This is a genomic window from Curtobacterium sp. MCLR17_032, from assembly GCF_003234795.2.
Classification (GTDB): Bacteria; Actinomycetota; Actinomycetes; order Actinomycetales; family Microbacteriaceae; genus Curtobacterium.
Genome location: NZ_CP126268.1, coordinates 2,211,481 through 2,233,233 on the forward strand (window position 1 = coordinate 2,211,481; position 21,753 = coordinate 2,233,233).

25 protein-coding genes are annotated in these 21,753 nt (G+C 70.8%); 3 read left to right on the forward strand and 22 right to left on the reverse strand.

All coding sequences use genetic code 11. From position 1 onward, the window contains the following. Window positions 1-158 precede the first annotated feature (158 nt). Complete coding sequence (locus DEI97_RS10390) at window positions 159-2,000, forward strand: coiled-coil domain-containing protein (protein WP_181439310.1); 1,842 nt, start codon at window positions 159-161, stop codon at window positions 1,998-2,000. Between the two features lie 62 nt (window positions 2,001-2,062). Here DEI97_RS10390 and DEI97_RS10395 read toward each other — a convergent pair whose 3' ends face one another. The 10 genes from DEI97_RS10395 to DEI97_RS10440 form a co-directional block, all read right to left on the reverse strand. Further along, a complete protein-coding gene (locus tag DEI97_RS10395; protein WP_111075573.1) occupies window positions 2,063-2,833 on the reverse strand; it encodes an alpha/beta hydrolase in 771 nt (256 codons plus the stop codon). Beyond that, window positions 2,830-3,135 carry an Rv1322 family protein gene (locus tag DEI97_RS10400; protein WP_374107141.1) on the reverse strand — a complete coding sequence of 102 codons (306 nt, stop codon included), beginning with the start codon at window positions 3,133-3,135 and terminating at the stop codon, window positions 2,830-2,832. Before DEI97_RS10400 ends, DEI97_RS10395 begins: the two co-directional genes overlap by 4 nt. 12 nt (window positions 3,136-3,147) lie before the next feature. Continuing rightward, window positions 3,148-3,993, reverse strand: a complete 846-nt coding sequence (locus DEI97_RS10405; protein WP_258376751.1) for an aggregation-promoting factor C-terminal-like domain-containing protein — start codon at window positions 3,991-3,993, stop codon at window positions 3,148-3,150. 233 nt (window positions 3,994-4,226) lie between these two features. Beyond that, window positions 4,227-4,775: a DivIVA domain-containing protein gene (locus tag DEI97_RS10410; protein ID WP_111075575.1), complete on the reverse strand. Its 549-nt coding sequence runs from the start codon at window positions 4,773-4,775 to the stop codon at window positions 4,227-4,229. Window positions 4,776-4,878: 103 nt separating this feature from the next. After that, on the reverse strand, window positions 4,879-5,820 hold the full coding sequence (locus DEI97_RS10415) for a phosphatidate cytidylyltransferase (protein ID WP_111075576.1): 942 nt from the start codon (window positions 5,818-5,820) through the stop codon (window positions 4,879-4,881). A gap of 50 nt (window positions 5,821-5,870) precedes the next feature. Then, entirely contained in the window at window positions 5,871-6,425 is a 555-nt protein-coding gene (gene frr / locus DEI97_RS10420) for a ribosome recycling factor (protein ID WP_111043857.1), read from the reverse strand. 54 nt (window positions 6,426-6,479) lie between these two features. Further along, complete coding sequence (gene pyrH / locus DEI97_RS10425) at window positions 6,480-7,199, reverse strand: UMP kinase (RefSeq protein ID WP_111075577.1); 720 nt, start codon at window positions 7,197-7,199, stop codon at window positions 6,480-6,482. Between the two features lie 105 nt (window positions 7,200-7,304). Further along, the gene (tsf, locus tag DEI97_RS10430) at window positions 7,305-8,132 is read right to left on the reverse strand and encodes a translation elongation factor Ts (protein WP_111075578.1); all 828 of its coding nucleotides are present in this window, start codon (window positions 8,130-8,132) and stop codon (window positions 7,305-7,307) included. Window positions 8,133-8,222: 90 nt separating this feature from the next. Continuing rightward, window positions 8,223-9,149 (reverse strand): 30S ribosomal protein S2, encoded by a 927-nt coding sequence (gene rpsB, locus DEI97_RS10435; protein WP_111075579.1) that lies wholly within the window; start codon window positions 9,147-9,149, stop codon window positions 8,223-8,225. A 271-nt stretch (window positions 9,150-9,420) separates the two neighbouring features. Then, a complete protein-coding gene (locus DEI97_RS10440; protein ID WP_308202956.1) occupies window positions 9,421-10,863 on the reverse strand; it encodes a sugar porter family MFS transporter in 1,443 nt (480 codons plus the stop codon). Between the two features lie 371 nt (window positions 10,864-11,234). On the opposite strand from DEI97_RS10440, the gene DEI97_RS10445 reads away from it, so the two are divergent. Next, complete coding sequence (locus DEI97_RS10445; RefSeq protein ID WP_258376752.1) at window positions 11,235-11,870, forward strand: M23 family metallopeptidase; 636 nt, start codon at window positions 11,235-11,237, stop codon at window positions 11,868-11,870. On the opposite strand, the gene DEI97_RS10450 is transcribed toward DEI97_RS10445, so the two are convergent. From DEI97_RS10450 to rplS, 9 genes are all read right to left on the reverse strand, one after another. Beyond that, entirely contained in the window at window positions 11,855-12,844 is a 990-nt protein-coding gene (locus DEI97_RS10450) for a tyrosine recombinase XerC (protein WP_111075581.1), read from the reverse strand. The genes DEI97_RS10445 and DEI97_RS10450 overlap by 16 nt on opposite strands. Window positions 12,845-12,860: 16 nt before the next feature. Beyond that, a complete protein-coding gene (gene dprA, locus DEI97_RS10455; protein ID WP_258376753.1) occupies window positions 12,861-14,198 on the reverse strand; it encodes a DNA-processing protein DprA in 1,338 nt (445 codons plus the stop codon). Beyond that, entirely contained in the window at window positions 14,195-15,718 is a 1,524-nt protein-coding gene (locus DEI97_RS10460) for a YifB family Mg chelatase-like AAA ATPase (RefSeq protein ID WP_111075582.1), read from the reverse strand. Before DEI97_RS10460 ends, dprA begins: the two co-directional genes overlap by 4 nt. Next, complete coding sequence (locus tag DEI97_RS10465) at window positions 15,715-16,248, reverse strand: YraN family protein (RefSeq protein WP_308202957.1); 534 nt, start codon at window positions 16,246-16,248, stop codon at window positions 15,715-15,717. The genes DEI97_RS10460 and DEI97_RS10465 overlap by 4 nt, the downstream gene beginning before the upstream one ends. Window positions 16,249-16,304: 56 nt before the next feature. After that, the gene (locus tag DEI97_RS10470; protein ID WP_110902043.1) at window positions 16,305-16,655 is read right to left on the reverse strand and encodes a histone-like nucleoid-structuring protein Lsr2; all 351 of its coding nucleotides are present in this window, start codon (window positions 16,653-16,655) and stop codon (window positions 16,305-16,307) included. 78 nt (window positions 16,656-16,733) lie between these two features. Beyond that, on the reverse strand, window positions 16,734-17,057 hold the full coding sequence (locus DEI97_RS10475; protein WP_110826150.1) for a DUF2469 family protein: 324 nt from the start codon (window positions 17,055-17,057) through the stop codon (window positions 16,734-16,736). 116 nt (window positions 17,058-17,173) lie between these two features. Beyond that, complete coding sequence (gene rnhB / locus DEI97_RS10480; protein ID WP_111075584.1) at window positions 17,174-17,869, reverse strand: ribonuclease HII; 696 nt, start codon at window positions 17,867-17,869, stop codon at window positions 17,174-17,176. Continuing rightward, window positions 17,866-18,615 carry a signal peptidase I gene (gene lepB / locus DEI97_RS10485; RefSeq protein WP_111075585.1) on the reverse strand — a complete coding sequence of 250 codons (750 nt, stop codon included), beginning with the start codon at window positions 18,613-18,615 and terminating at the stop codon, window positions 17,866-17,868. The genes rnhB and lepB overlap by 4 nt, the downstream gene beginning before the upstream one ends. 159 nt (window positions 18,616-18,774) lie before the next feature. After that, entirely contained in the window at window positions 18,775-19,128 is a 354-nt protein-coding gene (gene rplS / locus DEI97_RS10490) for a 50S ribosomal protein L19 (protein WP_110826147.1), read from the reverse strand. Between the two features lie 164 nt (window positions 19,129-19,292). Here rplS and map point away from each other — a divergent pair, with 164 nt between their 5' ends. Beyond that, window positions 19,293-20,075, forward strand: a complete 783-nt coding sequence (map, locus tag DEI97_RS10495; protein ID WP_111075586.1) for a type I methionyl aminopeptidase — start codon at window positions 19,293-19,295, stop codon at window positions 20,073-20,075. Window positions 20,076-20,166: 91 nt separating this feature from the next. Here the strand turns inward: map and trmD are convergent, their stop codons facing one another. The 3 genes from trmD to DEI97_RS10510 are packed head-to-tail and all read right to left on the reverse strand — an operon-like array spanning window position 20,167 to window position 21,751. Next, window positions 20,167-20,853: a tRNA (guanosine(37)-N1)-methyltransferase TrmD gene (gene trmD, locus DEI97_RS10500; RefSeq protein WP_111075587.1), complete on the reverse strand. Its 687-nt coding sequence runs from the start codon at window positions 20,851-20,853 to the stop codon at window positions 20,167-20,169. Window positions 20,854-20,856: 3 nt separating this feature from the next. Then, window positions 20,857-21,495: a ribosome maturation factor RimM gene (gene rimM, locus DEI97_RS10505; protein ID WP_111075588.1), complete on the reverse strand. Its 639-nt coding sequence runs from the start codon at window positions 21,493-21,495 to the stop codon at window positions 20,857-20,859. A 19-nt stretch (window positions 21,496-21,514) separates the two neighbouring features. After that, window positions 21,515-21,751, reverse strand: a complete 237-nt coding sequence (locus DEI97_RS10510) for an RNA-binding protein (RefSeq protein WP_111075589.1) — start codon at window positions 21,749-21,751, stop codon at window positions 21,515-21,517. Window positions 21,752-21,753: the final 2 nt, after the last annotated feature.

Below are 21,753 nucleotides of genomic sequence, written 5' to 3' on the forward strand. Positions count from 1 at the left end.
TGGGTGGATCGGCGCAGGACAACGGCCCAGGGTACCCAGGACAGCTGGGAGGCGCATCCCCGGGGTCACCGTCGGCCTCAGGAGCCGTCGCGGACGCACCACTACAATCGGGGTCCGGACTGCACGGGGTGGTCCGGGACGACCACAGGGAGCGACACGTGGCGAACGACGAGGCAGAGTTCGGGACCGAGCTGCGGGGCTACCGCAAGGACGAGGTCGAACGGGCTCTGAACGACCTCCGCCGCGAGCTGATCAAGTCGAACACCGACCGGGCCGAGGCCGCGAAGGAGATCCGTCTCCTGCAGTCCCGCGTCTCGGACCTGCAGGGCGAGCTGGACGAGGCCGGCACCCCCACCTACAGCGGTCTGGGCACGCGGCTCGAGTCCACCCTCCGCGTCGCCGAGGAACAGTCCACGCGGCTGATCAGCCAGGCCGACATCGACGCCCAGCGCCTCCGGGCCACCAGTCGCACCGAGGCCGAGCGCACCCTCCGCGAAGCCCGCGACGAAGCCCAGGTCACCCTGGAGGACGCCCGCACCCGTGCGACCAACGAGCTCTCCCGTGCCCGGGCCGAGTCCGCCGACACCGTCGAGCGCGCCCGCTCCGAAGCCGGCATCCTCGTGCAGGACGCCCGCAACGAAGCCGCCGCCGTGCGCGGAGCCGCGGTCACCGAGGCCGCCGAGGTCCGCTCGGTCGCCATCCGCGAGACCAACGCCCTCCGCGCCGAGGTCCAGCACGAGGTCGCCGAGCTGCGCGAGGTCGCCCAGCGGGAGTCCGCCGACGCCCGTCGCGCGGCCGCCGACCTCGACCGCGAGACCGAGCACCGTCGCAGCGTGTTCGAGGCCGACCAGGCACGCCGCCTGGAGGACCTCGACCGCGAGGAGACCACCCGTCGCGAACAGCTCGACCGCACGCTGGCCGAGTCCCGCACGGCGTGGGAGCGCGAGCACGGTGAAGCCCGCCGCGCTCTCGAACTCGAACTCGAGACCGGCCGTGCCGAACTCGCGGCCGAGGTCGAGCAGCGTCGTGCCGAACTGGCCGCCGAGATCGACGACCGCCGCAGTGCCCTCGACGAGGAACTCGCCGCCGCCCGCGCCGAGTGGGACCGTGAGCTCGCCGTCGCCCGCACCGACCTCGAGCAGGAGATCGCCGCAGCCCGTGCCCAGCTCCGCGTCGACACGGAGCAGACCGCGGCCGAGAACGCCCGGCGCGTGCAGGAGACCACCGACCGCATCGAGCGCGAGACCGCCGAGCACGCCGCCCGCATCGAGCGCGAGCGGGAGACCGCCGCTGCCGAGGCCGAGCGCGCCGCCCGCGAACACGAGAACGAACTCGCCGCACGCCGGGAGCGCGAGCACGCCGAGGTCGACACCGAGATCGCCGACCGTCGCACCGCCGAACTCGACGACCTGTTCGCCGAGCGCACGGCTCTCCGCCAGGAGATCGACACCGCGCGCGCCGGTCTCACCCAGGAGCGTGACGAGGTCCGCGCCGAGATCGCCCGCGAACGGGACGACGCACGTGCCGCTCTCGAGACCGAACTCGCCGCGCGTCGCGACGACGCCGAGCAGGAGTACCTCGACCGGCACCGGGCCACGGTCACCGAGACCCAGAAGTACCTGGACGAGGCGAACCTGCAGCTCGCCGAGGCCACGCGCCGCGCCACCACCGCCCGCGAGACCGCAGACCGCCTCGAGCGGGAAGCCGCCGACCTGGCACGCGAACAGGAGACGGCCGCCCAGGAGCACGCCGCCGACCTGGTGCGTGACGCACAGGAACGTGCGCACCGGCTCGTCGCGGACGCCGAGGACCGCACCGCGGAACTGCTCGCCGACGCCGAGGACCGACTCGGGGCCATCCGGACCGAGCGGGAGGCCGTCGCGGGGTACCTGGAGAACCTCCGGGGTGTCCTCAGCCACGCGGCGGGCGTCATCGACCAGCAGGCACCGGCGCCGGGCGACCCCGTGGACGCCGACGAACCGGACGCGACCGTCCGCTGAGGGGACGCCAGGCCGCTGAGGGCACCCACCCCGTCTCCGGACCGGGTGGCTGCCGGCTGCCGCTACGGTCGCTGGTCCGCCGCGGGCCAGTGCGTCGGCAGCGGCGCACTGCCCGGCACGACGAGGTCGACGATCGTGTCGAGCACGATGCGCACGTACTTCTCCCCCACCCAGAGGTGCTTCGCCCCGGCGACGGGGACGACCCGGACCGTCGGCGCGATGGCGAACCGTCGCGCTGCCTGGTCGGGCTGCAGGAAGTCGTCGTGCTCGGGGACGAGGGCGACGACCGGCACGTCGACCGCGGCCCAGCGTGCGAGCTCCGCGTCCGACGTGCGGTGCAGTGGCGGCGAAAGGAGCACCACGCCGGCCACGTGTCCGGCCTCGACGTGCTCGAGGGCGTGTTTCAGGACGACCTCCGTCCCGAAGGACCAGCCGACCAGCCACGGCGTGGGGAGTCCCCGGTCGACGACGTCCTGCACGGCGGCTCGGAGGTCGAACCCCTCGGACACCCCGTCGCCGAAGACACCCTCCGAAGTCCCCCGGGGTGAGGTCACCGATCGGAAGTTGAAGCGCAGCACCGCGATGTCGGCCAGGGCGGGCAGACGAGCCGCGGCCTTCTTGAGGACGTGCGAGTCCATGAAGCCCTGCGCAGTCGGCAGTGGGTGCAACGCCACAACGGTCCCCCGCGCGACCCGGTCGAGCGGTTCGGCGAGCTCCCCGACCAGTGTCAGGTGGTCGTCGGTGACCAGCTCGATGTCGGTCCGACGACCGGGCAGGACGCTGCCGGACCGGATCTCGGCGCTGTCTCCGACGGAGGTCGGCTCGGAGGTCATGCGATGCTCCAGCAGTGGTGGTGCCAGTGACGGCGTGCCGCCAGGTCGGCTGCGTCACCGAGGACGCCGTCGGCACGCCAGACCACGACGTGGGCGACGCCGGGTTCGATCGTCAGTCCGCAGCCGGGGCAGACGTACTCCTTCTGCGCCGAGGCTGCGGAGATGGGCTGCACCGACCACTCACGGCCGCGCCGGTGTTCGGTGCGCCGCCAGCCGTTGAGCATGCGGTCGAAACCGGAGTCCTCCGGCTCGACGTCATGGCCTCGGCCGCGTGGGTTCCGCGGCCGGTTGCTCCGCGGCACCCCGGACGCCGATCAGTACCAGTTGTACGAGACGCTGTGGGCCCAGGCGCCACACGGGGTGCCGTAGACACCCGTGATGTAGTTGAGGCCCCAGGTGATCTGCGTGGCGGGGTTGGTCTGCCAGTCGGCACCGGCGGACGCCATCTTGCTGCCCGGCAGCGACTGCGGGATGCCGTAGGCACCGCTCGGGTTGTAGGCGTTGACCCGCCAGCCGGACTCCTTGTTCCACAGGGAGACGAGGCAGCTGTACTGGTCGTTGCCCCAGCCGCGGGCGGCGACCATCTGCTGGCCGATGGCCTGGGCGCTGCCCGGGTCCGGCGTGGCGACGGGCGCGACCGGCGTGCTCGCGACGGGCTGCTGCGCGGCGGTGGACGTCGCGGCTGCATCCGTGTCGGTCGCGTCGGCGTCCGGCGTTGCTGTGGGGGTCGGCGTCGGCGTGGGCTTCGGCGCCGGCTTCGTGACGTCGAAGCCGTCGCGGGCTGCGTCGAAGTCGCCGTAGGTGCCGTGGGCCGAGAACTGCTGCGGCACCGAGATCGGCGCCGGGGCCAGGACGGGCGCTGCCGAAGCGGCGTCCGTCTGCATCGGGTTGAAGAGCGACCCGCCGACGAACGCCGAAACGGCGAAGAACGAGAGGACGGGGATGGTCGAGCGCTGCCGCACGAAGCCCCCGAACGACCGCGGGGTCGTCGGCTTGACCGGGGCGAGCGCACGGGTGCGGGCGACGCGGACGACGCGCGGCGACTCCGACGTCGGCGCGACCGCAGCGCGGGCCACCGCGGCGTCCGAGACCCGGTTCGCGGCGACGGACACCGGCGCGATGACGGGAGCCGCGTGCTGCTCCGCCTGCGGTGCAGTCACCGGACGGACGACCGTGGTCTCCGCCGTGTCGGTTCGGTTCTTCGCCGCGCGGCGCTCACTGACGATCTGGTGATCGTCCAGTGCGCGGGTTGCGCGGTCGGATCGCTGGTCTGCCGTGTGCCTGCCCATGAGTCTGACCAGGATAACGGAACGATCACGGAAAGCGAAGCACCTGGGGCAGGTGAGTCCGGTCCGTCCGGACGGGAGGCTCGGGTCGGCCCCGGTACGGGTCCTCAGCGGACGGCGAGCATGACCTCGATGACGGCGTCGAGCAGGGCGTCCACCTGCGCTTCGCGGTAGCCGCCGTGCTTCGGGCGGAACACCACCGAGCGCACCTCGGTGAGGCTGAGCGGCTTGCCGTCCTTGAAGTACCCGTGCAGCCGACGGGAGAACGCGTCGACGTCCTTCGGGTGGTACCCGGTCGTCAGGAAGCTGACGCGCTGGAACCGTTGCGCGTCGGGACGCCCGAGACGCGCGACGACGTCCGAGGCCTTGCCACGGGCCTCCGCGTACCAGGCCTTCTGGCCGACGTCGGCGATCTCGCGCTCGCGCTCCCGGGCGGCGAAGGCGTCCTCGAGACGCTCGAGCGCGGCGTCCACGTGCACCGTGGAGTAGCCGCCCTTCTTCATCGAGAACGCGGTCGCGCGGATCTTGGCGGCCTCGATCCCCGGGGCGCTGTCGTTCGCGGTGTAGGCGCGACGAGCGTCCTCGAGGAATCGATCGACCTCGTCGGAGTCGTAGCCGAGGACCGAGCGGGGGGCAGTCGGGAACGTCGATGGCACGGCGCCATTGTGCCAGGCTCCGACCAGTGCGCCACCTGGACGCGCGGACTCGGGACCTGAGTGCCCGGCGCCTGGTCACACGCGCCCGAGCGGCCGAACGAGCTCAGTGGTTGACGACGAGGTACATCAGGTACGCGATCGCGGCCGACGGCAGGATGCTGTCGATGCGGTCGAGCAGTCCGCCGTGCCCGGGCAGGAACGACGAGATGTCCTTGATGCCGAGGTCGCGTTTGATCATCGACTCGGTGAGGTCCCCGAGCGTCGCCGACCCGGAGATGAGCACGCCGAGGATGATCCCGGTCCACCAGGGCAGACCGAGCATCAACCAGGTGACGAGGATGCCGACGATGATGCTCGCGCCGACCGAGCCCCCGAAGCCCTCCCAGGTCTTCTTCGGGCTGATCTTCGGCGCCATCGGGTGCTTCCCGAGGTTGATCCCGGTGGCGTAGGCCCCGGTGTCGACCGCGACGACCACCAGGATGAACCCGACGACCCACAGCTGACCCTGCGGCTGTGCCGACAGGAGCACCACACAGGCGCCGAGCAGGGTCACGTAGGCCTGGACGAACAGCCCGTTCGTCAGGTCACGCGCCACGCTCGAGGCCGGTGGCTTCGTGCGCGACACGGCGACCTCGACCAGGCGCCAGAGCGAGATGAACACGACGCCGCCGAGCAACGTGAACAGCGCCCAGATCTGTCCACCGAGGAACGCGGCCGGCACCGTGGCGATCGCGACCGCGACGCTCGGGATCCGGGGGACGTCACGGCCGGCGAAGCGCATCGCACTCGCGAGCTCGTACACGCCGAGCCCGAGCAGGAACGCCGCCACGATCATGAACGACGGCGTGTACAGCAGCAGCGAGCCGAGCATGACCACCGCGAACGCCAGGGCGATCGCTATGGCCGCCGGCAGGTTGCGACCCGTCCGTGCGGTCAGTGCCTCGTTCCGGGCACCGAACTCTGCTCGGCGCTGCCGGATCTGCGCCTCGAAGTCGTTCCGGGCCGCCCTCGCCCGCGCATCGAAGTCCTGTCGGAACCCCGACATGCGGCGGTCATCAGATGTGGGGCGGTCGTCGCCCTGGTCGGGACGGCGCATCAGACCTCGAGGAGTTCGGCTTCCTTCTTCTTCAGCGCCTCGTCGATCTGGTCGACGTGCTTCTTGGTGAGCGCGTCGAGCTCCTTGTCGCTGCGGGCGATGTCGTCGTCGGACACCTCGCCCTTCAGCGCGTCGAGGTCGTCCTTCGCCTTGCGGCGGATGTTGCGCAGGACCACCTTGTGGTCTTCGCCCTTGCTCTTGACGATCTTCACGAACTCCTTGCGGCGCTCGGCCGACAGTTCGGGGATCGTCACGCGGACGATCTCGCCGTCGTTGGTCGGGCTGGCCCCGAGGTTCGGGAAGGTCGCGATGGCCCGCTCGATCTCCTTGAGCGCCGTCTTGTCGTACGGCGTCACGATCAGCGTGCGGGCTTCCGGCGTCTGCAGGGACGCGAGCTGCGCGAGGGGGGTCGGCGAACCGTAGTACTCGACCGGGATCTTCTGGAAGAGGGCGGCGTTGATGCGGCCGGTGCGCACGGTGCCGAAGTCGTCCTTCGCCACGTCGACGGCCTTGGCCATCTTCTCGGTCGCATCGGTCATGACGTCACTGATCACGGTGGTTCTCCTTCGGTACGGGTCGAGTCTAGTCAGTCGGCGACGAGGCGCCGGTCAGTTGCTGACCACGGTGCCGATGCGCTCACCCTGGATGGCGGCGCGGACGTTGCCCTCGCCCTCCATGCCGAAGACGTGCATCGGCATGCCGTTGTCCATGCAGAGCGAGAACGCGGTGGCGTCGACGACCTTGAGGCCCTTGAGCAGTGCGTCCTGGTAGGTCACGTGGTGCAGCTTCTCGGCGGTCGGGTCCTTCTTCGGGTCCGCGGAGTAGACGCCGTCGACGCCGTTCTTGGCGACGAGGACCTCGTCGGCACCGATCTCGAGCGCCCGCTGCGCCGCGACGGTGTCCGTCGAGAAGTACGGCAGGCCGGCACCCGCGCCGAAGATGACGACGCGGCCCTTCTCGAGGTGGCGCTCGGCACGCCGCGGGATGTACGGCTCGGCGACCTGGGTCATGCTGATCGCCGACTGCACACGGGTGGCGGCACCGGCCTGCTCCAGGAAGTCCTGCAGCGCGAGCGCGTTCATGACCGTCCCGAGCATGCCCATGTAGTCGGCGCGTCCGCGGTCCATGCCGCGCTGCGAGAGCTCGGCGCCGCGGAAGAAGTTGCCACCGCCGACGACGATCGCGACCTCGACCTCGTGGGCGGCTGCGGCGATCTGCTTGGCGATGGTGCCGATGACGTCCGGGTTGACGCCCAGGGAACCGGCGCCGAACGCCTCTCCCGAGAGCTTCAGCAGGACTCGTCGGCGTCCGGTCTTCTCGTCGGTCATGTCGGGGCACCCTTCGTCGTGGTCTCGTGGAAATGTACTCGGTGCGCGGGGGCGCACGACAACGGGGCCAGGAACCGGTTGGTTCCTGGCCCCGTCATGGGTTCGTTACGCGCCGACCTTGACGCGGGCGAAGCCCTGGATCGTGATGCCGGCGTTCTCGGCGGCCTTCGCGACGGAGATCTTGTTGTCCTTCGCGTAGTCCTGGTCGAGGAGCGAGATGCCCTTGATGAAGGCGTTCACGCGGCCCTCGACGATCTTCGGGAGCGCAGCCTCCGGCTTGCCCTCTTCGCGCGTGATCGCCTCGACGGTCGCACGCTCCTTCTCGATGGCCTCGGTCGGGACCTCGTCGCGCGTCAGGTACGACGGGTTCGCGAACGCGACGTGCTGCGCGATCGAACGTGCCTCGGCGGCGTTGTCACCCTGGTAGGCGACGACGACGGCGATCTGCGGCGGCAGGTCCTGGCTGGTCTTGTGCAGGTAGATCTCGAAGGCCGAGCCCTCGACACGGCGGACCGTGCGGACCTCGAGCTTCTCGCCGAGTGCGGCGGCGTTCTCGTTGATGACCTCGAGCACCGTCTTGCCGTCGAGCGGCGCGGCGTTCGCGGAGGCGACGTCGGTGGCACCGGCTGCGGCGACCGCACCGAGCACCTTGTCGGCCAGGGTCGTGAACTTCTCGTTCTTGGCGACGAAGTCGGTCTCGCTGGCGAGCTCGACGACGGTCGCGGCGCCGTTGTCGGCGGTGGCGACGACGACACCCTCGGAGGTCGCGCGGTCGTCGCGCTTGGCGACGGCCTTCGCGCCCTTGATGCGGAGCAGCTCGACGGCCTTGTCGTAGTCGCCGTCAGCCTCGACGAGCGCGTTCTTCGCGTCCATCATGCCGGCCCCGAGGTCCTCGCGGAGCTTCTTCACGTCCTGTGCGGTGAAGTTTGCCATTGACAGGCGTCCTTTCTGGACTGTGCGTGTGTGGAGAGTGGGGAGCGAGGCAGGGGCGCCGGACCGATGCCGGTCCGGCGCCCCTGGTGATCACTCGGCGGGAGTGGTCTCCGCGGCCTTCTCGGCCTCGGCGGTCGGCTCGGCGTTCTTGTCGGCGTCGGCGATCGGCTCGCCGATCTCCTTCGCGGCGACCTGCGCGTCGGCGTCGTTCTCCTGGACGGTCGCGCCCTCCGGAGCGGCGTCGGCGGCCGGGGTCGCGCTGACGCCACCGAGGAGCTCCTGCTCCCACTCGGCGAGCGGCTCGGTGGCCTCGTCGTCGTTGCCGCCGTTGTGGCGGGTCTTCAGGCCCTCGGCCGCGGCGTCGGCGACGATGCGGGTCAGGAGGCCGACGGAGCGGATCGCGTCGTCGTTGCCCGGGATCGGGTACGTGATCTCGTCCGGGTCGCAGTTGGTGTCGAGGATGCCGATGATCGGGATCCCGAGCTTCTGCGCCTCGTCGACGGCGAGGTGCTCCTTCTTCGTGTCGACGATCCAGAGCGCGCTCGGGGTCCGCGTGAGGTTGCGGATACCACCGAGGGTCTTGTGGAGCTTGTCCAGCTCGCGCTTCTTGATGAGGAGCTCCTTCTTGGTGAAGCCCTTCGTCGTGTCGTCGAAGTCGATCTCCTCGAGCTCCTTCATGCGCGCGAGGCGCTTGGAGACCGTCTGGAAGTTCGTGAGCAGACCGCCGAGCCAACGCTGGTTGACGTACGGCTGGCCGACGCGGGTCGCCTGCTCGGCGATGGAGCCCTGCGCCTGCTTCTTGGTGCCCACGAAGAGGATCGTGCCACCGTGCGCGACCGTCTCCTTGACGAAGTCGTACGCGCGGTCGATGAAGGCCAGCGACTGCTGCAGGTCGATGATGTGGATGCCCGAGCGCTCGGCGAGGATGAAGCGCTTCACCTTCGGGTTCCACCGACGGGTCTGGTGTCCGAAGTGGACGCCGCTGTCGAGCAGCTGGCGGATGGTGACGACGGCCATGTGCCGTCCTCCTTCTGTGTTCTCGGCGCACGGCATGGCCGTGCACCTGGTGCGGTTGTGTCGACCACGACCGGAGGTCGTGGTCCCTGGTGCCCTGACACACAGCCGCCCGCTCGCGAGAGCGGGACCGATGACCATGTGTTCTGCGTGGACACGCGAAGTCAGCGCGCTCGGCGCGCTGCTGGAGAAATGCTAACAGAAGAGCGGCCCGGATCACGTGCGCCGATCGGCGATGGTGATCCGGGCCTCCCGTCCGGTACTGCGGAGGTGACTAGGCCTTGGCGGCGCTGGTCTCCCCCTCGGCGCTGATGCCCATCTCCTCGAGGGAGCGGCCCTTGGTCTCGGGGATCTTCGCGATGACGAAGAAGAACGAGATCAACGCGAACAGGGCGTAGATGCCGTACGTGACCGTGAGGTTGAAGCCGGACAGCACCGGGAACGAGATCGTGACGATGAAGTTGGCGATCCAGTTGGCTGCCGACCCGATGCCGAGCGCGGTGGCGCGGATGCGGTTCGGGAACATCTCGCCGAGGAGCACCCACATGAGCGGACCCCACGTGGCGCCGAACGACACGACGAAGAGGTTCGCGAAGATCAGCGCGATGATGCCCCAGGCACCCGGCAGGCTCGGCTCACCGTCGACCATCACGGACTGCGAGAACGCGATCGCGACCATCGCCAACGAGACGAACATGCCCGCGGAACCGGCGACCAGGAGCGGCTTGCGGCCGACCTTGTCCACCAGGAAGATCGCGATGAACGTGACCGCGACGTTGACCACCGAGGTGATCGTCGAGATGAGGAACGAGTCGTTCTCCTTGAACCCGACGGCCTGCCAGAGGGTGGTCGAGTAGTAGAAGATCACGTTGATGCCGACGAACTGCTGCAGCACGGCCAGGATGATGCCGACCCAGACGATGGGCTGCAGACCGAAGCGGTCGCCGCGGATCGAGCCCTTCTTCTCGTTGGCTTCCTTGGTGATGCCGTCCTGGATCTCCTCCAGGCTCGTGTTCACGGTGTCACGCGGCACGATCTTCGTCATGACGTCGCGGGCGTCGTCCTTCCGGCCCTTGGTGAGCAGGTAGCGGGGCGACTCCGGCAGGGTGATCGCGAGGATGCCGTAGACGATCGACGGGATCACACCGACCAGGAACATCCAGCGCCAGGCCGGCAGCCCGGCGACCTCGGCCGAGGCGCTGCCCGCGGTGACGGCGAAGAACTGGTCGGAGAGCAGCGCGGCGAAGATACCGAGCGTGATCGCGAGCTGCTGGAACGAGGCCAGCCGCCCACGGATCGCCTTCGGGGAGACCTCGGAGATGTACGCGGGGGCGATGACCGACGCGGTGCCGATGCCGAGACCACCGATGAGACGCCAGAGGACGAAGTCCCACGTGGCGAACGCGAAGCCGGAACCGATCGACGAGACGAAGAACAGCACGGCGGCCCAGAACATCACCCGGGTGCGACCCCAACGGTCCGCGAGACGACCGGCGAAGTAGGCGCCGAACGCACAGCCGATGAGGGCCGAGGCGACCGCGAAGCCGCTGGCGCCCTCGGACAGGTCGAACTCGCCCTTGATGGCCTCGACGGCGCCGTTGATGACGGACGAGTCGAAACCGAAGAGGAAGCCACCGACTGCCGCCGCGATGGCGAACAGTGTGACCTTCCCCTTGAACGCACGGTCTTCGCCGTGTCCGGTGGTCGTGTTCGACACGATGCTCCTGGATTCCCGCCGCCGTGCCGGGTGGTGCACGGTGCCCCGGCGGTCGGCTGGATCGCCGTCCGAGCGGCGTTGCGGTGTCCGGAGCGGCCCCGACAGTACCCCTTCTGCGGCTGGTCAGCACATCAGGTGTGGTCCAGCTGGTCCTCTCCTGCACCGGACGGGAGGCCCGGGGAACCGCCCACAGGTCGGCTCCGGCCCGCCTCGCGGCCGCGTCGGACACGGGAACGTGGGCCTGGGAGGACGGGATGTCGAACGGGTGGACGTGGCGCGGGTGGACCGGGCGCGGGTGGATGCGGAGCCGGTGGATGCGGGGCGGAGGGACGTGGGGCGGATCGACGTGGCGCGGTTCGCGACGGGCTCGCGTGCTGGCGTGGCGTGTGTCGGCCCGGGCGAGGCTGGTGCTCGCGATGGTCGTGATGCTGCCGGTCGTGGCGCTACCGGTTCGCGCGCTGCCAGGGCACGCGCTGCCGGTTCGCGCGCTGCCGACGACCGCGCTGTCGGCTTCCGTGCTGGCGGTGTCCGGCGCGCTGCCGGGCGCAACTTCCGCTCACGCCTGGCTCGCGGACACCGAGGCACCGGCGCGGTGGTCGTGGCCGACGTCGTCCCGCGTCGTGCTCCGGCCGTGGGAGGCGCCGGCGACCGACTACGGTCCGGGACACCGCGGGCTCGACGTGCCCGCCGGCCCCGGGACGCCGGTGACGGCTCCGTCGGACGGCACCGTCGCGTTCGCCGGGCAGGTCGGGGGCCGTCCGGTCGTGACGATCGACCACGGCGGCGGGTTGGTGAGCACCCTCGATCCGGTCCTGCCGTCGGTGTCGGCGGGCACGCTCGTCCGACGAGGCGACCCGGTCGGGACGGTCGGCAGCGGTCACTGTCCGGTGGCGGAGCCGTGCGTGCACCTCGGCGCCCGGGTCGACGGCCGGTACGTGGATCCGTTGCCGCTCCTGTCGAGACCCGCCTGGCCGGTGCTGCTGCCGGAGTCTCAGGCGCGAGGGTGAGCGGTGCGGTAGACCTCGCGGAGGCGTGCTGAGGAGACGTGCGTGTAGATCTGCGTCGTGCCGAGACTCGCGTGCCCGAGCAGCTCCTGCACCGCCCGGAGGTCCGCTCCCCCGTCGAGCAGGTGCGTCGCCGCGGTGTGCCGGAAGGTGTGCGGACCGCTCGGGCCCTCGCCGGGCAGGGCCTCGAGCAGCCGGGCGACGATGCGGTAGGCGCTCCGGGTGCCGAGTCGGGCACCGCGGTCGCCGAGGAACAGGGCCGCGCCGGCGGGACGCGCGGCAGTGACAGCGGCCTTGTCTGCCGGTCCCCCAGCTGCAACCGCTGCGGCGAGCGCCGGCCGACCACGGTCGAGCCACGCCTCGAGGGCGTCGTGCGCCGGGACGCCGAACGGCACCACCCGCTCCTTGCCGCCCTTGCCGAGGACGCGGACGGTCAGGCGGCTCCGGTCGACGTCGCCGAGGTCGAGTCCGACGAGTTCGCTCACCCGGATGCCGGCTGCGTACAGCAGCTCGACCACCGCCCGGTCGCGGAGCGCCGCCGGGTCGTCCCCGGCGGCGCGGACGGCGAGCCCGTCGAGCATCGACCGCACCTGGTCCTGCGCCACGACACGGGGCAGGTGAGCCGCGCCCTTCGGAGCGCGGAGACGCACCCCCGGGTCGACGGCCAGCACACCGGTCTCGCTCGCCCACCGGGTGAAGGCCCGGACCGACGCACTCCGGCGCGCGATGGTCGACCGGGCGAGGCCGCGTTCGGTCGCCGCCCAGAGCCAGTCGCGGAGCACCTCGAGCGTGAGACCCGCGGCCGTGACGACCTGCCGCTCGGCGGCGAACGCCACGAGGTCGTCGAGGTCGGCACGGTAGGCCCGGACGGTCTGTTCGCTGAGGCCGCGGCCGTGCCGACAGTGGTCGAGGAACACCCGGACGACGGCCGCGAGCGTCCCACCCGCGTGCTGCTGGTCGTCCTCGGTGTCGTGCATGACGCCAGAGTACGGCTCACGTGGTCGTCCATCCCCCGGGGCCCTGCTGGACCAACCCCTGCAGTTCCGCCAGCGCCAGGGCATCGGTGGTGTCGGCGAGTGAGAGCCCCGACCGCCGGGCGACCTCGTCGAGCGGGGTCCGGCGCCGCGCGGCCAGGGCGTCGACGACACGGAGCACCTCGGGGTCGGTCCGCGCTCCGGCGATCGGGACCTCGGCCCCGGCGACGATCCGCTCCCCCGCCCACAGTCGTACTGCCGTCTCGGCCGGGTCGCGCGGTTGCACCACGATCTCCGCCCGCCGGTCCGCGATCAGCCGGTGACAGCCGACCGACGCCGACGACGAGTAGGGCCCCGGGACGGCGAACACCGTCCGTCCCAGCTGACCGGCGTGGTTCGCGGTGTTGAGTGCCCCGGAGCGTGCTCCGGCCTCGACGATGACGGTCGTGGTCGCGAGGGCGGCGATCAACCGGTTGCGGGCGAGGAACCGCCAGCGGGACGGTCGCGTCCCCGGTGGACACTCGGCGAGCAGGGCGCCGTGCTCGGCCACGGCGTGCAGCATCGCGGTGTTCGCGGCCGGGTAGAGCTGGTCGATCCCGCCGGCGAGCACGGCGACCGTCGGAGCGCCGGCGGCCATCGCGACCCGGTGCGCGACGGCGTCGATGCCGTGCGCGCCCCCGGAGACGACGACACAGCCGGCATCGGCGGCGGCGGAGGTGATCTCGGCGGCGGCCTCGGCACCGAGGACCGTGTTCGCCCGCGAACCGACGACCGCGACGGCCGGACGTCCGGCGGTGCACGGTGCTCCGCGCCGCCAGAGGACCAGCGGCGCGTGTGGACCGAGGTCGTCGATCCCCGCGGGCCAGTCCCGGTCGCCGGGCACGACGAGGGCGCACCCGACCGCTGACGCTGCCGCCAGCACGGCGTCGACGTCGAGCCGGAGCAGCCGGGGCCGCCACCGCGCGAGTGCCGGGACGAGTGCCGTGGCGGCGGACTCCACCAGACGCTCCCGGATCTCGTCTTCGTCACAGGAACGGACAGCAGACCCCGTCGAACCCCGTACTCCCGCACCCGCACCCGCACCCGCACCCGCACCCGCACCGACCAGCATCTCCGCCACCTCGAGCGGTCCGGCGTCGAGCGCCTCGAGCACGGCCCGGATCGACCGGCCCGCTCCGAGGCGCGCGACCAGGTGTCCCGCGTCCGAGTCCCCCGGCTCGACGACGGTCGACCACGCCACCCGGGCCAGGACCTCGTCGTGCTCGTCACCGCCGGTCGAACGGCCCGCCGAGGCGCGCAGCCGGCCGAGGGCAGCGTCGCGGTCCGACGGCGACCACCCGGCTCCGGTGCCGCTCACAGCGCTGTCCGCAACGCCAGCGCCCGTTCGACGTGCCGTCGCTCCGGTCGGTCGTCACCGTCGAGGTCGGCCATCGTCCACGCCAGTCGCATCACCCGGTCCCACCCCCGCATGGTCAGCGTTCCGAGGTCGAGGCCCCGGTCGAGCAGGTCCGTCGCGCCGTCAGCCGCACGTCCTTCCTCGCGCAACCACGAACCGGTCACCTCGGCGTTCCGGCTCCACCCGGTCCCCTGGAGGCGTGTACTCATCCGCTGTCGAGCCTCGAGCACCGTCCGACGGGCCGCGGCGGTGGTGGGCGTCGCACCGCTGTCGGCCCGGAGCATGCCGGTCGTCACCCGCGGGACGGCGACCCGGATGTCGATGCGGTCGAGCAGCGGTCCGGACAGCCGACCGAGGTACCGCCGGACCGCACTCGGGACGCACGAGCACCCCGCGCCTCCGGTGGACCCGGCGTTGCCGCACGGGCACGGGTTCGCCGCCAGCACGAGCTGACAGCGTGCCGGGAACTCCGCTGATCCCCCGGCCCGGTGGACCGTGATGCGCCCGGCTTCGAGGGGCTGCCGGAGTGCGTCGAGCACCGCCCGCGGGAACTCGGTCGCCTCGTCGAGGAACAGCACCCCGCGCGTCGCCCGTGACACCGCTCCCGGTCGGAGTTGCCCGGTCCCGCCGCCGATCAGTGCCGCGGCGGAGGCGGAGTGGTGCGGTGCCTCCCACGGCGGTCGGAGCGTCCACGAGCGCTCCCCGTGGCCGGCGACGGAGCGGACGGCCGCCACCTCGAGCGCAGCGTCCGGGTCGAGGTCCGGCAGCAGGGCCGGCAGGCGTTCGGCGAGCATCGTCTTGCCGGCGCCCGGTGGTCCGAGCAGCAGCACGTGGTGCCCGCCGGCCGCCGCGGCGATGACCGCACGCACCCCGATCGCGTTGCCGACGACGTCCGCCAGCTCCAGCGACGGAAGAGTGTCGTCGGGCACGGGCGGCGGCAGGACCGGGTCGGCGAAGCCGGCGGGCAGGTCGGCCCCCGCGTCGATCGCCGCGGAGCGGAGCGAGTCCACGGCGGTGAGCGCGATGTCCGGGACCGCCCGCGCTTCGGTGAGGTTGCCCACCGGCAGCACGACCCGTTCGATCCCGGCGGCCCGCGCGGCCAGGACCACGGGGATGATCCCCGGCACCGGTCGGACCCGCCCGTCGAGCCCGAGCTCCCCGACGTAGACGACCCCGCGATCGGCCCCGGGTGCGGTGCCGGCAGCGGCGAGCACGGCCATCGCGATCGCCAGGTCGAAGCCGGATCCGCGCTTCGGCACACTCGCCGGGGTGAGGTTCACCGTGATGCGTCGCGCCGGCAGCGGACAGTCCGCCATCGCCGCCGCGGACCGGACCCGTTCGCGGGCTTCGCCGAGCGAGGTGTCCGGCAGCCCGATGATGCTGAACGCGGGCAGCTGGCTGGTCAGGTGCGCCTCGACCTCGACGAGGCTGCCCTGCACGCCGACCAGCGCGACCGCCGAGGTCCGTCCGATGTCGCTCACCCGAGCGCCTCGACGTGCTCGATCGCCACGTGGTCAGCGATCATCGTCACCGCGATGCAGTCGATCCGGATCGCACGCGCCGTCTGGTCGCGGTGTGCGTGGAACCAGGCCGGCACGAGCTGCCGGATGCGTGCGAGCTTCCGGGGCGTCACCGCTTCGAGCGGATGTCCGGTCGTCTGCCCCGTGCGGGTCTTCACCTCGATGAAGACGATCGTGTCACCGTCCCGCGCGACGATGTCGACTTCGCCGCGGGCGCATCGCCAGTTCCGGTCGATGATCGAGAAGCCGTGCCGCTCGAGCCATTCCACCGCGTGGTCTTCTCCGACATTGCCCGTCGTCCGGCGCGGATCACGTCGGGGAAGAGCGCCGCCGACGTCCGGTCGGTCTGCACGATTCGTCATGGAGCAACGATGAATCACCGAGCGAAACGACCGGGCCGGTACCCGCAATCTGGGGACAACCAGGCAGAACGACCGTCCTGTGCAGGAAAGAGCCGGAAATGTTGCCGCACATGACAAAAGCCGGACCATTCCTCACGGAATTTCCGGCTCGTGCCGTGATCAGCGCTGATGCGCCGGTCGGATGCTCAGTGTGCGGCTGCGTACGCTTCCTGCACCTGCGTGGAGATACGGCCGCGGGAAGAGACCTCGTACCCGTTCTCCTTGGCCCACTCGCGGATCTTCCCGAGTTCCTCGGAGTTCCCCCGCTTCGGGGCGGACGGGCTCTTGCCCGTCGAACCGGTGCGGCGACCGGCGGTCTTGCGCGCTGCGGCGATGTAGTCCGAGATCGCGTCCCGGAACTTGTCGACGTTGTCGTTCGACAGGTCGATCTCGTACGACGAACCGTCGAACGCGAACTCGACCGTTCGGCCATCGCCAGCGGCGATCGGCGAATCGTCGAGATCGTCGACGAGCTGGACAGTGACCTTCTGCGCCATCGTGCACTCCTTCAGAGTCGTTATTGCAACTCAGAGTATCGCAGCACAATGCGGAACGGTCGAATTGCCCGGCGCGCCTCATTCGTCGAGCGCGAGTTCCTTCGGCAGTTCGAGTTCACGCGCGGTGAGTTCTTCCACGTTCACGTCCTTGAACGTCAGCACCCGGACCGACTTCACGAAGCGGTCGGAACGGTAGACGTCCCAGACCCACACGTCGTTCATCGTCAATTCGAAGTAGAAGTCGTGCTCGGTGTCCCGGCGCACGAGTTCGACCTCGTTCGCCAGGTAGAACCGCCGCTCGGTCTCGACCACGTACCGGAACTGCCCCACGACGTCGCGGTACTCGCGGTACAGGGCCAGTTCGACCTCGCGGTCGTAGTCGTCGAATTCTTCGTCATCCATGGCCCGCTCAGTCTAGAGCGACCGACACTCCAGAGCGACCACGGCCTCCTGACCGTCCGACCGCGGAGAACCGCCGAGAACCGCCGAGAACAGGGGCGAACCGCGCAGGACCGCACTCACCCGCCGACGGTGTCCAGCTCGTCGAACCCGTCCAGCGCGACACTCGACGCCGCGTGCAGCCAGGTCTTCCGGTGCAGCTCGTGCGGTCCGACCATGCGGATCGCGTCGTAGTGCGCCGTGGACCCGTAGCCCTTGTTCGACGCCCAGGCGTAGTGCGGCGCGTCGTCGTGGGCGGCGATCATCAGGTCGTCTCGAGCGACCTTGGCGACGACCGAGGCCGCTGCGACCGACGCGCAGTCCCGGTCGGCCTTCACCCGCACCTGGACGTCGAGCGGCCGGTGTTCGGCCGGCAGCGCGCGGGTGAGCCAGTCGAACGACCCGTCGAGAACCACCACGGCACCCTCGAGTGACACGCCGTCCTGCACGAGTGCCCCGATCGCCCGGGCCCCGGCCAGTCCGAGCGCGGCGACGATGCCCTGTTCGTCGACGACCTGCGCCGACGCCATCCCCACCGCGGTGCGCGCCCAGCGCGTCACGACGGGGACCAGGGCCTCCCGCCGCGCCTGGGTGAGGAGCTTCGAGTCGGCCAGGCCCGGCGGCACCCGACGGACGTCGAGGGTGACGGCGGCGACGCCGACCCCGACCGGGCCGGCGATCGCGCCACGGCCGACCTCGTCGACGCCGATCACGGTGACCCGCCCGGCGGCGAGCAGCGACTTCTCGAGCCGCAGTGAGGGCCGGACCGGGGTCACTTGTCCCGCTGCTCCACCCCGGCGAAGACCTCGGGGTGGTCGTCGAGCCAGGTCCAGCGGTTGGTCGGCCACGAGATCACGAAGGCCCGGCCGGTGACGTCGGACAGCGGCACGAAGCCCTTCGACGGGGTGTCACCGTTGTAGCGGGAGTCGCGCGATTTGTCGCGGTTGTCACCCATCACCCAGATGGTGCCCTTCGGCACGGTGACGGAGAACGGTGTCTGCGACGCACGGGTGTCGCCCGCGGGCAGCTTCAGGTACGGCTCGGTCAGCGGGACCCCGTTGACCGACATCTGTCCGAGGTCGTTGCAGCAGCTCACCTTGTCGCCCGGCAGGCCGATCACGCGCTTGATCAGGTGGTCGTCGCTGTCGCCGGTGCCGAGACCGACCTGGGTGAGCAGCCAGTCCGCGGCCTTGCCGATCGGCGTCGTCGGCTGGACGTTCGGCAGGGTCTCACCGGTGAGCCACCCGCCCGGGTCCTTGAAGACCACGACGTCGCCGCGCTTGAGCTTGACGGCGCCGGGGACGAGTTCGTTGACGATGACGCGGTCGTTCACCTGCAGGGTGTTCTGCATCGACTCGGACGGGATGTAGAACGAGCGGATCAGGAACGTCTTCACCAGGAACGACACCAGCAGCGCCGCGATGAAGATGATGACGAGGTCGCGCAGGAACGTCAGGACCCCGTTGCGCGGCTTCTTCGCCGTTCGTGGCCGACGGGCTTCACCCTCTGTCGTGTCCGTCATTTCCGCTCTCGTCGACCTGTTCCCGGAAGTGCTTCCGAGATGCTCCTGCCCCGGTGGCGACGGGCTCCAGGAACGGACGAGCCCCCCGCCGATGCACAACCGTACATGGACGAGGGGCTCGCAGAGGAACCGGCTTCCCGGCGCTCCCTGTGAAGACGATCAGTTGTCGCGCTTCTCCTTGATCTTGCGACGGGCTGCCTTGCCGCGGAGTTCGCGGAGGTAGTAGAGCTTCGCGCGACGGACGTCACCGCGGGTGACGATCTCGACGTGGTCGATGATCGGGGAGTGCACGGGGAACATGCGCTCGACACCGACCTGGAAGCTCACCTTGCGGACCGTGAAGGTCTCGCCGATGCCGTGGCCCTGGCGGCCGATGACGACACCCTGGAAGACCTGGATACGCGAGCGCGTGCCTTCGACGATGTTGACGTGGACCTTGACCGTGTCGCCGGGGCGGAAGTCAGGGTGGTCGGTGCGCAGGGCACCGGCGGTCACGTGGTCGAGGAGCTGCATGATGGTGTCACTTCCTGCGGACGCACACGGGTCGCCGCGGATCGAATTCGGAAAGAACGAGACGTGCCCAGTGTCGGCGACTCCCCCGTGGCAGAGTCCAGCCAGGGCACGATCGATCATCATGCCACAACAAGTGCACTGCGGCCAACCGGCAGGATGGTCCCATGATCGAACTCCGCACCCCCGCCGAACTCGACGGACTGCGTGTCGCCGGCCGTTTCGTCGCTGACGTCCTGGACGCCCTGCTCGAGACCGTCGACGTCGGCGTGAACCTGCTCGACCTCGACCGCGTCGCAGCACGCATGATCGCCGAGCGCGGGGCGGAGAGCTGCTACGTCGACTACCACCCGTCGTTCGGGAAGTCCCCCTTCGGCAAGAACCTCTGCACCTCGGTGAACGACGCCGCCCTGCACGGGCTGCCGTACGACCTCGTCCTGCAGGACGGCGACCTGGTCAGCCTGGACTTCGCCGCGAGCGTCGACGGCTGGGTGGCGGACTCCGCCGTCACGGTCCAGGTCGGCACCCCGCGCGACGAGGACCAGCGACTCATCGCGACCGTCGAGCAGTGCCTGGCCGCGGGCATCGCCCAGGCGGCCCCCGGCAACAAGCTCGGTGACGTCTCGGCCGCGATCGGCTCGGTCGCCCGTGGCGCCGGCTACGACGTGAACCTGCAGTTCGGCGGACACGGCGTCGGACACACGATGCACGGCGACCCGCACGTCCCGAACGACGGCCGCCCTGGCCGCGGCCTGAAGCTCCGCCCCGGACTGGTCGTCGCGATCGAGCCGTGGCTCATGCAGGGCACGGACGAGCTCTACCAGGACGAGGACGGGTGGACCCTCCGCAGCGTCGACGGCTCGCGCGCGGCGCACGTCGAGCACACGGTCGCGGTGACCGAGCAGGGCCCGGAGGTCCTCACCCTCCGCCGGGCACAGCGCGACGCCTGACACCGGCCCGGCCGGCCACACGACGGACGGGAGGCCCGTCACCAGCTGGTCACGGGCCTCCCGTGACGTCGACGGCGGGTCCGCGACCCGCTCAGTCCGGCAGCAGGTCCGGCCGGACGCGGCGTGTCCGCTCGACCTGCTGCTCGTGCCGCCAGCCGGCGATCCGCCCATGGTGCCCACTGAGCAGGACGTCCGGCACGTCGAGGCCACGCCAGGAGGCCGGCTTCGTGTACGAGGGGTACTCGAGCAGGCCGTCCTCGTGGGACTCCTCGACGAGGGACTCGGGGTTGCCGACCACACCGGGGACCAGACGGCCGACGGCTTCGATCATGGCCATCGCCGCGACCTCGCCGCCGTTCAGGACGTAGTCGCCGAGCGAGAGCTCGACGACGGTGCTCCGGGTGGCCGCCCACTCGAACACCCGGGCGTCGATGCCCTCGTACCGCCCGCAGGCGAAGACGAGGTGCTCGTGCTCGGCGAGCGAGCGGGCGATGGTCTGCCGGAAGGGGGTGCCCGCGGGCGTCGGGACGACGAGGGTCGAGGAGCCGTCGGACCGCAGGATCGAGGACAGCGCCTCGGCCCACGGTTCGGGCTTCATGACCATGCCGGCGCCGCCGCCGTACGGGGTGTCGTCGACGGTGCGGTGGCGGTCGGTCGTCCACGAGCGCAGGTCGTGCACGTGCAGGTCGAGCAGCCCGCCCTGCCGTGCCTTGCCGAGCAGGGAGACGTCGAGCACCCCGAAGAACTCCGGGAAGATCGTGACGATGTCGATCCGCACGGATCAGTCCTCGGAGTCGGGAGCCGACGTGTCGGATGCCGACGACTCGGCAGCCGGCGACTCGGCAGCCGACGACTCGTCAGCCGACGTGTCGGGAGCCGGCGTGAACGTCTCGGGACGGCTCATGTCCTCGGGGTCCTCGAACAGCCCCGTCGGCGGCGTCACCGTGACGGTGCCGGCCTCCAGGTCGACCGAGGGGACGATCGCCGCGACGAACGGCACGAGGACCTCGCCGCGGGACTCGGTGTCGACCGCGAGCAGGTCCTGGGCCGGCATGTGGTCGACCCGGGCGACGGTGCCGACCTGCACGCCGTCGCGGAGGACCGTCAGGCCGACCAGCTGGTGGTCGTACCAGGCGTCGTCCTCGCCGGTCTCTTCCTCGGTGTCCTGTTCGACCCAGAGGATGGCGCGTGCGAGGGTCTCGGCGGCGCTCCGGTCGGCGATGCCCTCGAAGAAGGCGACCGGGTGGGAGTTGTACCAGCGCAGCTCGTCGAGTGCGATGGTCTTCCCCGACCAGGGAGAGTCGTCGGGGACCTGGAGCGTGAAGACCGCTCCTGGCGTGAACCGACGATCCGGGTCGTCGGTGTAGAGCTCGAGCTTGATGCCGCCCTTGAGCCCGTGCGCCTTCGTGATGCGACCCACCCGGAGTTGGGTCGTCTCCCTAGGAATCGCTGTCCACCACGTCGACCCGCACGCGCTTGCCGTCGGCCAGGGCCGTGACGAGCGTGCGGAGCGCCTTCGCGGTGCGACCGGCGCGACCGATCACGCGGCCGAGGTCCTCGGGGTGCACACGCACCTCGAGGACCTCGCCCCGCGGGGAGGTGGAGCTGGCGACGCGCACGTCGTCAGGGTGATCGACGATCCCCTTGACGAGGTGCGTCAGCGCGGATTCGAGCAAGG

Coding starts and splice junctions, on each gene's coding strand:
- tsf (WP_111075578.1), bottom strand. CDS start 8,132: ATGGCAAACTTCACCGCACAGGACGTGAAGAAGCTCCGCGAGGACCTC.
- pyrH (WP_111075577.1), bottom strand. CDS start 7,199: ATGACCGACGAGAAGACCGGACGCCGACGAGTCCTGCTGAAGCTCTCG.
- lepB (WP_111075585.1), bottom strand. CDS start 18,615: ATGACGGACACGACAGAGGGTGAAGCCCGTCGGCCACGAACGGCGAAG.
- DEI97_RS10395 (WP_111075573.1), bottom strand. CDS start 2,833: ATGACCTCCGAGCCGACCTCCGTCGGAGACAGCGCCGAGATCCGGTCC.
- map (WP_111075586.1), top strand. CDS start 19,293: ATGATCGAACTCCGCACCCCCGCCGAACTCGACGGACTGCGTGTCGCC.
- rplS (WP_110826147.1), bottom strand. CDS start 19,128: ATGCAGCTCCTCGACCACGTGACCGCCGGTGCCCTGCGCACCGACCAC.
- rpsB (WP_111075579.1), bottom strand. CDS start 9,149: ATGGCCGTCGTCACCATCCGCCAGCTGCTCGACAGCGGCGTCCACTTC.
- DEI97_RS10465 (WP_308202957.1), bottom strand. CDS start 16,248: ATGGTCCGGCTTTTGTCATGTGCGGCAACATTTCCGGCTCTTTCCTGC.
- DEI97_RS10450 (WP_111075581.1), bottom strand. CDS start 12,844: ATGCACGACACCGAGGACGACCAGCAGCACGCGGGTGGGACGCTCGCG.
- DEI97_RS10470 (WP_110902043.1), bottom strand. CDS start 16,655: ATGGCGCAGAAGGTCACTGTCCAGCTCGTCGACGATCTCGACGATTCG.
- DEI97_RS10475 (WP_110826150.1), bottom strand. CDS start 17,057: ATGGATGACGAAGAATTCGACGACTACGACCGCGAGGTCGAACTGGCC.
- DEI97_RS10415 (WP_111075576.1), bottom strand. CDS start 5,820: ATGTCGGGGTTCCGACAGGACTTCGATGCGCGGGCGAGGGCGGCCCGG.